Annotated in this window: 13 protein-coding genes; 11 read left to right on the top strand and 2 right to left on the bottom strand. The window is 69.2% G+C overall.

Annotated elements, in window-relative coordinates; genetic code table 11:
• Window positions 1-406 precede the first annotated feature (406 nt).
• Entirely contained in the window at window positions 407-907 is a 501-nt protein-coding gene (locus L593_RS07830; RefSeq protein WP_020446409.1) for a 2'-5' RNA ligase family protein, read from the bottom strand.
• A gap of 90 nt (window positions 908-997) precedes the next feature.
• Entirely contained in the window at window positions 998-1,183 is a 186-nt protein-coding gene (locus L593_RS07835) for a hypothetical protein (protein ID WP_020446410.1), read from the bottom strand.
• A gap of 179 nt (window positions 1,184-1,362) precedes the next feature.
• Here L593_RS07835 and L593_RS07840 point away from each other — a divergent pair, with 179 nt between their 5' ends.
• The 11 genes from L593_RS07840 to argF all read left to right on the top strand — a co-directional run bounded on the left by L593_RS07840 (window position 1,363) and on the right by argF (window position 13,250).
• Window positions 1,363-2,625: a hypothetical protein gene (locus tag L593_RS07840; protein WP_020446411.1), complete on the top strand. Its 1,263-nt coding sequence runs from the start codon at window positions 1,363-1,365 to the stop codon at window positions 2,623-2,625.
• A gap of 148 nt (window positions 2,626-2,773) precedes the next feature.
• Window positions 2,774-3,598, top strand: coding sequence for a hypothetical protein (locus tag L593_RS07845; protein ID WP_020446412.1), 825 nt, complete (start codon window positions 2,774-2,776; stop codon window positions 3,596-3,598).
• 331 nt (window positions 3,599-3,929) lie between these two features.
• Window positions 3,930-5,162 carry an argininosuccinate synthase gene (locus tag L593_RS07850; RefSeq protein WP_020446413.1) on the top strand — a complete coding sequence of 411 codons (1,233 nt, stop codon included), beginning with the start codon at window positions 3,930-3,932 and terminating at the stop codon, window positions 5,160-5,162.
• 4 nt (window positions 5,163-5,166) lie between these two features.
• Window positions 5,167-6,729, top strand: coding sequence for an argininosuccinate lyase (gene argH / locus L593_RS07855; RefSeq protein ID WP_020446414.1), 1,563 nt, complete (start codon window positions 5,167-5,169; stop codon window positions 6,727-6,729).
• 213 nt (window positions 6,730-6,942) lie between these two features.
• Entirely contained in the window at window positions 6,943-7,107 is a 165-nt protein-coding gene (gene lysW, locus L593_RS07860) for a lysine biosynthesis protein LysW (RefSeq protein WP_020446415.1), read from the top strand.
• 1 nt (window position 7,108) lies between these two features.
• Window positions 7,109-7,996 carry a lysine biosynthesis protein LysX gene (gene lysX, locus L593_RS07865; protein WP_049893973.1) on the top strand — a complete coding sequence of 296 codons (888 nt, stop codon included), beginning with the start codon at window positions 7,109-7,111 and terminating at the stop codon, window positions 7,994-7,996.
• A 16-nt stretch (window positions 7,997-8,012) separates the two neighbouring features.
• On the top strand, window positions 8,013-9,059 hold the full coding sequence (gene argC, locus L593_RS07870) for an N-acetyl-gamma-glutamyl-phosphate reductase (RefSeq protein WP_020446417.1): 1,047 nt from the start codon (window positions 8,013-8,015) through the stop codon (window positions 9,057-9,059).
• Between the two features lie 39 nt (window positions 9,060-9,098).
• A complete protein-coding gene (locus L593_RS07875; RefSeq protein WP_020446418.1) occupies window positions 9,099-9,998 on the top strand; it encodes an acetylglutamate/acetylaminoadipate kinase in 900 nt (299 codons plus the stop codon).
• Window positions 9,999-11,147, top strand: a complete 1,149-nt coding sequence (locus L593_RS07880; protein WP_020446419.1) for an aspartate aminotransferase family protein — start codon at window positions 9,999-10,001, stop codon at window positions 11,145-11,147.
• A 2-nt stretch (window positions 11,148-11,149) separates the two neighbouring features.
• Complete coding sequence (locus L593_RS07885) at window positions 11,150-12,268, top strand: [LysW]-lysine hydrolase (RefSeq protein ID WP_020446420.1); 1,119 nt, start codon at window positions 11,150-11,152, stop codon at window positions 12,266-12,268.
• 58 nt (window positions 12,269-12,326) lie between these two features.
• On the top strand, window positions 12,327-13,250 hold the full coding sequence (gene argF / locus L593_RS07890) for an ornithine carbamoyltransferase (protein WP_020446421.1): 924 nt from the start codon (window positions 12,327-12,329) through the stop codon (window positions 13,248-13,250).
• Window positions 13,251-13,699 lie beyond the last annotated feature (449 nt).

Genomic DNA, 13,699 nt, shown 5'->3' on the forward strand with positions numbered 1-13,699 from the left:
CCCCCCGATGGCATTTGCTCAGCATCGCGATACCTCGGTGGACCTCCTCGGCGCGCGCTGGCGCCGGCTGCGAGCCCCGAAGCGGGTGAGCAGCCGGTCGCGGGACACCGTGCGAGGGCCGACCGAGCGAAGTCCTCGCGAGCGGCAGCGAGCGAGGGCTCGGAAGTCGCAGCCCGCGAGCGAAGCGAGCCGGAACGTCTTCCGGCGCGAGGGAGAAGGTTGGGGAGGAGTGAGGCAGTTTTGGTGGACATCGAAAGGGGCCGGGCGCTGAGCGATTGTAACGACGCAAGCACCGCAGCGACCGAGGGAGCGAGGAGCGCAGCGAGTTAGAATCGCTCAGCGGTCGGGGGCTTTCGGAGATAGCGATAGATTCGAGATAGCTACCGAACTTAGCACAGCAACTCAGTCACTGACCGAGCGGGATCGTGCCGATCGCGTGGTCGTGGTGCGCGTCGGTGAACTCGAGTTCCGAGACCGTCCAGGTCACGGGTTCGATCTCGCGCTCGGCCAGTCGCTCGGCGTCTGCGATCTCCCCGTCCCGAGCGAGCGTCACGTGCGGAACGTACTCGTCCCCTTCCAGCCCGGGTAACGCACCGAACGCCTCCACGAGCGTCTTGTGGACCTGCAACAGACCGGGACTCTCGACGGTCAGGTACACCACCGGGTCGGTCCCGTCGGTCGGCGTCTCGAAGTAGTCGATTCCCGTCACCGCGACCTCGAAGGCCGGCGCGTCTGCGAGCACGGTCCGCGCCCGGTCCGCGAGCGTCTTGTAGGGCTCGTCGTCGCCGAGCCGCTTGACGCAGATCGAGTGGTCCTCGCGCACGTCCGCGAAGCTCGCGAGGTGGGGATACAGGTCGCCGGCGATCCTGCGAACGCGTCCAGGGACCGCGGCGTTGAGACTGTACACGCCAGCGGATCGGCGAGCCGGGCGAATAGTGGTGTCGGTCGATCCGGAGGACGATGAGTTGCCGCCCGAAATGCGACGAACTGAGACGCCTCAGATCTCGTCGAGGAGATAGAGCACCAGCAGGAGGATCAGGATCAGAACGATGACGTTTCCAGCGATGCCGACCACCAGGTCCACGAAGTAGCCGATGAGCTGGAGCGCGAGGATCACGATCAACAGGACGAGCACGATCTTGAGCAGCGTCTCGACATCGATCTTCCCCCGTCGTCCGAACATAATCGGCGCTCCTCCTGCACGCGGGAAAAGCCTTGTGCGTCTCTGCGGCCGGTAGTCGCCGGTAGTCGCTCCGTACTCGGTGACGGCGGGGAGATGGGGACGCAGGGTAGCGCGGAGCCGTCGGCGCACCGATCCGATGCCATAGCGATTTAGGGCGTGGCCCATTCTACCCGTCAACGATGGAGCTACGGCGCGGGACCGTCCGCCGGGCGGCCGCGATCGCCCTGACGGCCCTCCTGCTCGCGAGTCTACTGCCAGGACTCGCGGTGGGAGACGCCACGACAGGCACAACCACCGCCGGCGCGACGACCGCCGAGACCGGACCGCTCGCGTCGACGAACGCATCGACGGCCATCCAGGAGGTCGACGCGGACCGCACGCGTATCAGGATCGACCTCCAGGAAGACGGCGACGCGACCTGGACCGTCGAACTCTGGACGCGCCTCGAGGACGACGCCGACGAGGAGGCGTTCGCGAGCCTGGAGGCCGACGTCCGCAACGACAGCGAGTCCTACACCGCGGACTTCCGGAGCCGGATGAACGGCTCGGTGACCGCAGCGAGCGACGCGACCGGCCGCGAGATGACGATCGAGGGCCTGACCGTCTCGACGCGCACGGAGGGCGTCCCAAGCAGCTACGGCGTACTGGCCTACGAGTTCGAGTGGACGAACTTCGCGGTCGTCGACGGCCAGGAACTCCACGCTGGCGCAGCGATCGACGGGTTCCTCATGGAGCAGCACACTCGCCTGACGATCTCCTGGCCCGAGGGCTACCGGACGGCGAGCGTCGAACCGTCGCCCAACGACCGCACGGACTCCGCGGCCATCTGGCAGGGCAGTGAGACGGACTTCGTGGCCGGGCAGCCCCGACTCGTCGTCACGAGCGCGGCCGCAGAGGACGACTCGCTGCTCCCGCTCGTGGGCGCAGCCGTCCTGCTCGCGGCGATCGTCGCGCTGGTCGGCTACCTCGCGTGGAGCGGTCACCTCTCGCTACCGGGCTCATCCGGCAGGGAGGCCGACGGCGAGGTGGCAATCGCCGACAGCGGCGGTGCGGGGGCGGCATCCGCTTCCGCAGGAGCGGGTGCGGCGCCGACCGACGACGATTCGAGCCACGAGGCCACCGGTGCCAGCGAGGCGCCATCGGACGCAGACGGCGCCGCCGAGGAACAGCCCGGCGACGGGGAGCCGACAGCCGAGGCGGACGAACCGGCCGAGGACGAAGCCGACGTGCCGCCGGAGCTGCTCTCCAACGAGGAGCAGGTGCTTCGGCTACTGGAGGGCCACGGCGGCCGGATGAAACAGCAGCAGGTCGTCTCGGAACTCGAGTGGACCGAGGCGAAGACCAGCCAGGTCGTCACGGGGATGCGCGAGGACGACCGGATCGAGGTGTTCCGCATCGGCCGGGAGAACGTGCTCGCACTGCCCGGGGAGGCAGACCTGTGATTCCACCGCGTTTGCGGCCCGCCGATCGTTTCGAACGAATCGCAATACGGCAGCCTCGAAAAACGGTGTTGAATTCGGCTAAACCGTCGTTGATCCGGCGCGAGCGTGTGGCCGCTATATGGGGTCGTGGCCCCGAGGTGGAGATACGATGAAACGAACCGTCGCGGTCTCGCTGCTCGTGGTGGGCCTCCTCCTGGCCCCGCTGGCAGCGGCCGCTGCCCCCGGGCTCGCCGGCGGCGACGCCGCCGACGGCGGCCAGGAGACGAACGAGAGCTTCACCGCTGGCGAACGCCTCTCCGGCGCGATCGGCGCCGAGCGGGCCGAACTCGACGGCGAGGTCAGCGAGCGCTCCTTCGGCGCGGCGCTGGCCGCTACGGAGACCAACGACTCCGCGGCTGGCGTGGTCGGCGAGCGGCTCGATCACATCCAGCAGCGCCTCGACGACCTCGAATCGCGCAACGAAACGCTCGCCGCCCAGTACGAGAACGGCACGATCTCGCGGGGCGCCTACGCTGCACGGGCCGCCGCGATCGAAGCCGAGCGCGCGAGTCTGACCCGACAGCTCGGCGCCGTCGAGAACGCCACGGGGCGGCTCCCCGCCGACGCGCTCGTGGCCAATGGCGTGAACGCAAGCGCCATCGAGCGGCTCCGAGGCCAGGCCAGCGAACTCGGCGGTCAGCAGGTTCGCGAACTCGCCCGCTCGATCGCGGGCCCCAACCTCGGGAACGGGATCGGGCCCGGCGATCGCGCCCCCGACGAGATTCCCGGCCTCGGCGGGGACGGACTCCCGGGCGAACGCGGCCCGGAGGATCGTCCCGGTAACGGCGGCGGGAACGACGCCGACGGCAACGAGACCGACGGGAGCGGCGACGGGGACGCCACCGGCGGTGACGACGGGACGGGGTCCGACGCTGACGGCGGCGACGGCGGTACTGACACCGACGCTGGGAGCGAGGACGACGCCGACGGCTGAGGGCCGTTTCTCGCCGCGTACGGCCGCTTCGAGCCGTCTCCGTCTCGAAAGCGTTTAGTAACGGCCCGCATCTACCTACGCCCACATGACGCGGACAGCCAGCGCCGCCACGGGCCGCTCCCCACCGGTCGCGAGCGCTGGCGCCGCCGCCCTTCTCCGACGACGACCGCGACGACGGGCCCCCTAGGCCCACCTACACTTCACTCTCCACGACGCAGTTTCGTTCGTCGATCCACCTTCCTTCGGTCGGTTAGTCGGCACTCTCCCAATTTATTCCATAATTAATATGGACAAATTTATCCCCTCGAAGCGGTTTCCCTGAAACACCACAATGTCACGCGTTGCACTCGCCTTCTCGGGGGGACTCGACACCACCGTCTGCGTCCCGCTGCTCGAGGAGGAGTACGGCTACGACGAAGTCATCGGCGTCACCGTCGACGTCGGCCAGCCAGATTCGGAGTTCGAGGAAGCCGAGGAGACCGCCGAGGCGCTCGGCCTGGACCTCCACGTCGTCGACGCGAAGGACGAGTTCGCCGACCTCTGTCTCGACGCGGTCGCCGCGAACGCGACGTACCAGGGCTATCCGCTCGGCACTGCGCTCGCGCGCCCGGTCATCGCCGAGGCGATCCTCGAGGTCGCCGAGGAAGAGGACTGTGACGGGATCGCTCACGGCTGCACGGGCAAAGGCAACGACCAGCTCCGCTTCGAGGCCGTCTGGCGCGGCTCCGATCTGGAAGTCATCGCGCCCGTCCGCGAACTCGGCCTCACCCGCGAGTGGGAAATCGAGTTCGCCGACGAGCGCGACCTCCCGGTCGAGGCCGGCGACGGCGGCGTCTGGTCGATCGACCAGAACCTCTGGTCCCGCGCGATCGAGGGCGGCGAACTCGAGCACCCCAACTACGTCCCGCCGGAGGACATCTACCAGTGGACCGAGGAGCCCGACGGCGGCACCGAACTGATCGAGGTCGAGTTCGAGCAGGGCGTCCCCGTCGCCGTCGACGGCGAGGCAATGGAGCCCGTCGAACTCATCGAGTACCTCAACGAGCACGCCGGGCAGTACGGCGTCGGTCGCACGGACGTCATGGAGGACCGCATGCTCGGGCTGAAGGTCCGTGAGAACTACGAGCATCCGGCCGCGACGGTGCTCCTCGCCGCCCACCAGGCGCTGGAGGACCTCGTCCTCACGAAGGAGGAGCGTTCCTTCAAGAAGGGCATCGAGCACGAGTGGGCGGAGAAGGCCTACGAGGGCCTCGTCTTCGCGCCGCTGGTCGACGCGCTCGACGCGTTCGTCCAGGAGACCCAGGACGTCGTGACCGGCACCGCGACCGTCAAGGTCCAGGGCGGGTCGTGCCGCGCGGTCGCCCGCGACAGCGAGTACGCGGTGTACTCCGAAGAGATGGCCTCCTTCAACACCGAGGACGTCGCCGGCATCGCCCAGGAGGACGCCACGGGCGTCGCGAAGTACCACGGGCTCCAGGAGCGTCTCGCGAACTCCGTGAAGGCCGAGGCGCTCGATCGCTCGCCCGCCGTGACGGACGGTGGCGAATCCGAGAACGAGGAGTAATCGAATGAGCGAGGACGACGCGACGACGGACGAGCAGGCTGACGCCGACAGCGACGGCGCCGATTCCGGGGAGGGCGTCGTCCGCCGCGACCGCTTCGCCGGCGGGCCCGCCCGCGAGTTCATGTCCTCGCTCGACGCCGACCGGCGCATTTTCGAGGCGGACCTCGCGGTCGATCGCGCCCACACCCTGATGCTCGCCGAGCAGGAGATAATCGAGGAGGACACCGCCGGCGAGATCCTCGCGGCGCTCGACGATATCGAGGAGGCCGTCGAGTCGGAGGGCTACGGCGCCGTCCTCTCCGAGGGCGAGGACGTCCACGAGGCCATCGAGACTGCCGTCATCGAGCGCGTCGGCCCGGAAGGCGGCCGGATGCACACCGCCCGCTCGCGCAACGACGAGGTGGCGACCTGCATTCGGTACCGTCTGCGCGAGGACGTGATCGCGGTCCTCGAAGCCGTCGCGGAGACGCGCGAGGTGCTCGTCGAGGCCGCAGAGGAGCACTCCGAGACGCTCCTGCCCGGCTACACGCATCTCCAGCCCGCCCAGCCGATCACGGTCGGGTTCTGGCTCGCGAGCTACGAGGCCGCGCTGGCCCGCGACGCGAGCCGCCTCCTCGACGCGTTCACGCGGATCAACGAGTCGCCGCTGGGCGCGGCGGCCTTCGCCGGTACCACCTTCGACGTGGACCGCCAGCACGCGGCCGCGCTGCTGGGCTTCGACGGCATCGTCGAGAACGCGATGGACGCGGTCTCCACGCGGGACTTCCTGCTGGAGACCGCCGGCGCGCTCTCGGGGCTCTCGGTGACGCTCTCGGGGATCGCCGAGGACCTCGTCGTCTACAGCAATCGCGGCTTCGTCGACCTCGACGACGACTACGCCTCGACCAGTTCGATCATGCCCCAGAAGAAGAACCCCGACTCGCTGGAGCTGGTACGGGCGGTCGCGGGCGACGCCGCCGGCGCCCACCAGGCGCTCGCGACGACGCTCACGGGCCTGCCCCGTTCCTACAACCGCGACCTCCAGCGCGCCGGTCCGCACGTCTGGAACGTGATCGACGACGTCGCGGACGCGGTGGACGTCGCCGGCGGCGCGATCGCCACGGCGGAGTGGAACGAGGAGACCTGCGCGGCGGCCGCTGGCGAGGGCTTCTCGACGGCGACCGGCGTCGCGGACCTGCTCGCCCAGTCCGGCGTCCCGTTCCGCACGGCCCACGAGGTCGTAGCGGTCGCGGCGGAGGACGTGGCGGCGCTCGAAGACGACCAGACTGCTGGCGGCGCCGCGGATCCCGACGCGGCGATCGACGTGCTCGACGACGCGGCACACGCGGTGCTCGGCGAGTCGATCACCGACGCCGTCGAGGAGTCCGCGCTCCGCTCGGCGCTCGACCCCACCGAGAGCGTCGCGAGTCGCGATTCGGCGGGTGGTCCCGCCCCGTCGGCGGTCGAGGACGCGATCGAGAGCGCGAAGGCGAGTCTCGAGGACGACCTGATCGCGATCGTCGCGACGCGGAAGGGCCTCGAGGGCGCCCAGGAGCGTCTCGAATCCGGGGTGAGCGAGTATGTCTGAGATCCGAGCCCCGTCCACACTCGCCGGGCCGCCACCGCGGCGCCCCGTCCGACGTCCCCACTCCGGGGACGAATGACACATCCAGCTGACACTGGTCTCGTGAATTCGCGGTCGTTCGACGTGCTTCGTGCGATTAGCTGGCAGTCTGGGTACTGTTTCTAATCTGGTAAGTTCGATGGGTTTAAGGTATCGCGCCCACGACGTGGGTGTACGATGACCGAATGCGTCGAGTGCGGGGCGGAGGTCTCCCTGCACGAGAACCTCGAAGTCGGAGAGATCGTCGATTGCACCACCTGCGGCGCCGAACTCGAAGTCGTCGGGGTGGACCCGGTCGAGCTCGAGACGGCCCCCGAGCTCGAAGAAGACTGGGGTGAGTGAGGTGCAGGTCGGGATCCTCTACTCCAGGATCCGCAAGGACGAGAAGCTCCTGCTGAGCGAGCTCCGCGAGCGCGGCCACGACGTCGTCAAGATCGACGTCCGCAAGGAGGTCTTCGACGTCCACGGCGCGCCAGAGGCCCTGCAGGAGCTCGACGTGGTGCTGGATCGCTGTCTCTCGACGAGCCGCTCGTTGTACGCGACGCAGTTCTGCGAAGCATACGGCGTCCCGGTGATCAACAGCGCCCACACCGCCGACGTCTGCGCGGACAAGGTCAAGAACTCGCTCGCGCTGCAGGGAGCGGGGGTCCCGACGCCGCGCACGAAGGTCGCGTTCACGAAGGACTCCGCGCTCGAAGCGATCGAGCAGTTCGGCTACCCCTGCGTGCTCAAACCCGTGATCGGCTCCTGGGGCCGCCTGATGGCGAAGATCGACTCCCGCTCGGCTGCGGAGGCGATCCTCGAACACAAGGCGACGCTGGGCCACTACGAGCACAAGGTCTTCTACGTCCAGGAGTTCGTCGAGAAGCCCGGTCGCGACATCCGCGTGCTCGCCGCCGACGGCGAGCCGATCGGCGCGATGGTCCGCTCCTCGGATCACTGGCTCACCAACGCCGCGAAGGGCGCCGACGTCGAGGAGTTCGAACTCGACGACCGCGCCCGCGAACTCGTCGAGACGGCCAGCGACGCGGTCGGCGGCGGCCTGCTCGGCGTCGACCTGATGGAGACGATGGACGGCGACGGTAACGTCGACGACTACACCGTCCACGAGGTCAACCACACGGTGGAGTTCAAGGCGCTCGACGACGCCACTGACGTGGACGTACCGTCCCGCGTGATCGACTGGCTCGAAGCGACCGTCGCCGACGACTCGGTTGAGGCGACCGCCTGAGACGAGAAGGTTAGACATGACTGACGAGACACTTACTGCATCCGTCGTCGGCGGTACCGGGTTCACCGGCGGCGAACTGCTCCGCCTGCTCGATGGCCACCCGAACTTCGAAATCGAGGAGGCCACCAGCCGCTCGACGGCGGGCAAGTCCGTCGGCTACAAGCATCCGAACCTGCGTCACCTCGACCTGCGCTTCACCGATCCCGAGGAGTTGGCGTCGGTGGACGTCATCTTCGCCGCGACGCCCCACGGCGTCTCGATGGAGCGCATCGACGCGTTCCGCGACGCCGCGGACACCGTCGTCGACCTCTCCGCGGATTTCCGCCTGCCGACCGCCGAGGAGTACGACGAGTGGTACGACGGCCACACGTCCCCCGAGTACCTCGACGACGCCGTCTACGCGCTGCCGGAACTGACTCGCGAGGAACTGCCCGGCGCCGACCTGATCGCCAGCGGCGGCTGCAACGCCACCGCGACGATCCTCGGCCTCAAGCCGCTGGTCGACGATGGCATCCTCTCCGGCGATGAGCAGATCGTCGTCGACGTCAAGGTCGGTTCATCCGAAGGTGGCGCCGGCGGCGGCGAGGCCTCCTCTCACCCCGAGCGCTCGGGCGTCGTCCGCCCCTACGCGCCGACGGGCCACCGCCACGAGGCCGAGATTGAGGCCTACCTCGGCCTCGACGTCTCCTTCACCGTCCACGCGGTGGACATGATCCGCGGTGCCTCCGCGACGTGCCACGTCTTCCCCGAATCGCCGGTGTCGACGGGTGACCTCTGGGGCGCGTATCGCGGCGCCTACGAGGAGGAGCCGTTCGTTCGCATGGCCTCCGGCGGTGGCGGGGTGTACCGCTACCCCGAGCCGAAGGCCGTCGCGGGCTCGAACGTCGCCGAGGTCGGTTTCGAGGTGGACGCCTCGAACGAGCGCCTCGTCGTCTTCTCGGCCATCGACAACATGATGAAGGGCTCCGCGGGCCAGGCGGTCCACGCCGCGAACGTCGCACTGGGCCTCGAGGAGACCGCCGGCCTGGAGGCGACGGGGCTCCACCCCGTCGGCGCGCCCTGATCGCCGTTTTCATACCGCTCTACTCCGAGATTCGATACAATGACCATCGTACTCAAGATCGGCGGCGCCCGCGCGGTCGACCCCGCGGGAGCGCTCGCCGACGTCGCGAAACTGACCGCCGAGGGCGAGGACGTCGTCGTCGTGCACGGCGGCTCCACCGCCGTCGACGAGACGCTCGAACAGCTCGGTGAGGAACCCACATACGTCGAGACGCCCGGCGGCGTCGTCGGACGGTTCACCGACGAGCGCACCATGGAGGTCTTCGAGATGGTGCTCCCCGGGAAGCTCAACACTGACCTCGTCGCCGGCCTCCAGAACGAAGGCGTCGACGCGGTCGGCCTCTCCGGCGTCGACGGCAAACTGCTGGCCGGCCCGCGCAAGTCCGCCGTTCGCGTCCAGGAGGACGGCAAGAAGAAGATCAAGCGCGGCGACCACTCCGGGACGATCAAGCAGGTCAACGCGGACCTCCTGGAGACGCTCCTCGCTGGCGGGTACACGCCCGTCGCGACCGTCCCGATGGCGGGGAAGGACGGTGACGACTGGCTTCCGGTCAATGCCGACGCCGACCGCGCCGCTGCGGCGATCGCCGGCGCGCTCGACGCGACGCTGGTCGTCCTCACCGACGTCCCCGGCGTACTGGCCGATCCCGACGACGAGTCGACGCTCATCGAGACCGCCGAGACGCCCGCGGAGTTCGCACAGATCGAGGACGCCGCGGAGGGGTTCATGACGAAGAAGGTCATGGCCGCCACCGAGGCGATCGAGGGCGGCGCCGAGCGGGTGGTCGTCGCCGACGCGAACGTCGACGAGCCGGTCGTAACGGCCGTCGACGGCGGCGGGACGCACATCCTCGCGAGCGCGCTGGATGACGGCGAATCAGACGGCGAATCGGACGCCGAAGCAGACGACGAATCCGACGAAGCAGCGGAGGTGTCCTGAATGGGGAACGCCGGCTTCGTCTTCTCGGAAAAGCCGATCCGCATCGAGCGCGGCGAGGGACCCTACCTCTACGACGACAACGGGAACGAATTCCTGGACTTCGGCGCGAGCTACGCATGCACGCCGACGGGGCACTGCCACCCCGAGGTGGTCGACGCCGTCGTCGAGCAGGCCAAACAGCTGCTCTACGTCCAGGGCTCCTATCCGGTCGACGCCCGCGACGCGCTCTACGACCGCCTCGCCGCGATCGCGCCGGGCGATCTCGAGAACGTCTGGCTCTGTAACTCCGGCACCGAGGCCAACGAGGCCGCGCTGAAGTTCGCCCGCGCGGCGACGGGCGATTCGAAGCTCGTCGCGACGAAACAGGCGTTCCACGGCCGCACCATGGGCGCGCTCGCGACCACCTGGAAGGGCAAGTACAAGGCGCCCTACGAGCCGTTGATCGGTGGCGTCGACCACGTCGACTACGGCGACGCCGACCAGCTCGCCGACGCAGTCGACGGCGACACCGCCGCGATCATCCTCGAACCCGTCCAGGGCGAGGGCGGGGTCCACCCCGCTACCGCCGAGTACCTCCAGGCGGCCCGCGACGTCGCTGACGACAACGGCGCGGCGCTGGTGATCGACGAGATCCAGACCGGCCTCGGTCGCACGGGCTCGCTCTGGGCCTGCGAACGGGCCGACGTCGTTCCGGACGCGCTCACCACGGCCAAGGGGCTCGCGAGCGGGCTGCCGATGGGCGCGACGCTCGTCGCCGACTGGCTCGCGGAGGAGCACGGCGACCACGGCTCGACCTTCTCGGGCGGGCCGACCGTCAGCGCCGCTGCAGAAGCGACGCTCGACGTGATCGTGGAAGAGAACCTTCCCCGGAACGCTGCCGAGGTCGGCGGCTACCTCCGCGAGGAGATCGAGGCCGGCATCGAGTCCGGCGAGATCGACGCCCGCGGCGTCCGCGGCCAGGGCCTCATGCTCGGCATCGAGGTCAAGCGCGGCGCGAACCGCCTGCTCAAGGAACTCGCCCTCGACCACGGCATCCTCGCGCTGCCGGCGGGCCGCACCGTGCTGCGCCTGCTCCCGCCGCTGACGATCGACGAGTCCCACGCCGACGAAGTCGTGGCGGCGATCGCCGACGTCACCGGAGGGGACTGACGATGGCAACGAGCACCACCCACGAGGTCGACGCCGACGCCGCGGAGGAACTCCTGCTCGACCTCGTCGAGACGCCCTCCCCCTCCGGCGAGGAGGACGCCGCGGCCGAGCGCCTGATCGCCTTCTTCGAGGCCCACGATCGCGAGGTCTTCCGCGACGAGGTCGGGAACGTTCGTGCGCCCGCCGACGATTCCGTGCTCCTGACGAGTCACGTCGACACGGTGCCCGGCGAGATCCCGGTGCGCGTCGAGGACGATCCAGCCGACGAGGTGCTCTCCGATCGCGACGCCGCCGACGAGGACACCCGCGTCCTCTGGGGTCGCGGCAGCGTCGACGCCACCGGCCCGCTCGCGGCGATGGCCGTCGCGGCGGTCGAAACTGGTGTCTCCTTCGTCGGCGTGATGCAGGAGGAGACCGACTCTGCGGGCGCCCACTTCCTGGTGGAGGATCGCGACGCGCCGGGCGCCGTCGTCAACGGCGAACCCTCCGGCTGGGACGGCATCACGCTGGGCTACCGCGGGCTCATCGCCGGCACCTACGTCGCGACCAGTGAGTCCGGCCACACCTCGCGTCCGGAGCCCAACGCCATCGAGCACGCGACCAGCTGGTGGGCGGCGGTCCGCGAGGCCGTGAGCGAGGTCGGCGGCGACGAGTTCGATCCCGTCTTCGAGCAGGTCACCGCCAAGCCGGTCTCGATCGACGGCGGGACCAGCGAGGATGGCCTCTCCGTCGAGGCGACGATGGACGTCCAGTTGCGGATTCCGCCGGCGCTGGACGCGGGATCGCTCCGCGAACTGGCCGACGGGGAACTCGATCTCGGCACCGTCAACTGGGGCACGCCGATCCCGCCGGTGATGGAGAGCCCCCGCACGCCGGTCGCCCGCGCGCTTCGCGGCGCGATCCGCCGTTCGGAGGGCGATCCGCGCCTGCTGCGCAAGACCGGCACCAGCGACATGAACGTCTTCGCTCGCGAGTGGGACTGTCCGATGGCGACCTACGGGCCAGGCGACTCGGACCTCGACCACGCGCCGGACGAGCGCCTGCCGCTGGCGGAGTACCACCGCGCGATCGCGGTGCTGACTGACGCGGCAGCGGACCTCGCGGAGGGCGATGCGGCATGACAGCCGGCGCGATCGGCGGTACGGACCCGGCTGCGAGCGAACCCGAGGGTGACTCCCAATGACCACCGAACCACGCCACTACCTCGACGTCGACGACCTGACCGCTGACGAACTGGACGAGGTGCTGGGCCTCGCTGCCGAGTACAAGGCCGAACAGACCGAGGGCGTCCTCCACGACGACCTCGACAACCAGACCCTCGGGATGGTCTTCGAGAAGCCCTCGACCCGCACGAGGGTTTCCTTCGAGACCGGGATGACACAGCTCGGGGGCCACGCGATCTTCCTGGGCGACTCCGACATCCAGCTCGGACACGGCGAGCCCCTCAAGGACACCTCGCGAGCGCTCTCCCGCTACGTCGACGTGTTGATGGGACGCATGTTCGACCACGAGTCCCTCGAAGAGATCGCGGCCTACTCCGACGTGCCGGTGGTCAACGGGCTCACCGACGACGCCCATCCGTGCCAGACGCTCGCGGATCTGCTGACGATCCAGGAGCACGCCCGCGGACTGGAGGGCACCAGCGTCGCGTGGGTCGGCGACGGCAACAACGTCGCCCAGTCGTTCGTGATCGGCGCGGCGCTGGCCGGGATCGATCTGACCGTCGCGACGCCCGAGGGCTACGGCATCGACGACGAGGTCGTGGAGCGCGCCGCGGAACTCGGCGGCGAACCCGCGATCGTCGACGACCCCGCCGACGCCGTCGCCGACGCCGACGTGATCTACACCGACGTCTGGGTCAGCATGGGGCAGGAGGACGAGCGCGAGGAGAAGCTGGCCAACTTCGACGGGTTCCAGGTCAACGACGAGTTGCTCGACTCCGCGGCTGACGACGTGTCCGTGATGCACTGCCTGCCCGCTCATCGCGGGGAGGAAATTACGGACGACGTGCTCGAATCCGACCACGCGATCGTCTGGGATCAGGCCGAGAACCGCCTGCACGCCCAGAAGGGCCTCCTCGTCTGGCTCTGCGAGTACGCCTGAATTCGGGATTTCCTGGAGTCGATCCCGAAGTTGTTTTTCACCGCCTCGGAAGCCCCCGACCGCTCGCGTGGCCTGACTCGTTGCGCGCTTCGACTCGTTCGCTACGCTCACTCGTCTGCAGTGCTTTCGTCGTCAGGCCACGCGAGCGGTCGGCCCCTTCCAGTCCCACCCGGTGACGTTTGCCCAGTTTCACAATACTCCGGTGGCCATCACCGGCGCGCGCTGTGTGACGGCCGCGAGCCCCGAAGCGGGCGAGCGGCCGATCGCCGAAACCGTGCGAGGGATGAGCAGCGCAGTGGTGACCGAAGGGAACCCGAGCAGCGCAAGAGGCTGGGGAGGATCGAGGTGCGGTGGGCGGGACTTCGAAAGGGGCCGATCGCTCGACGGTGCGAGGCGAAGCAAGCACCGCAGGGAGGGAGCGAAGCGACTGACTGAGGAGCACAGCGAGC

It is taken from the genome of Salinarchaeum sp. Harcht-Bsk1, from assembly GCF_000403645.1.
Lineage (GTDB): Archaea > Halobacteriota > Halobacteria > Halobacteriales > Salinarchaeaceae > Salinarchaeum.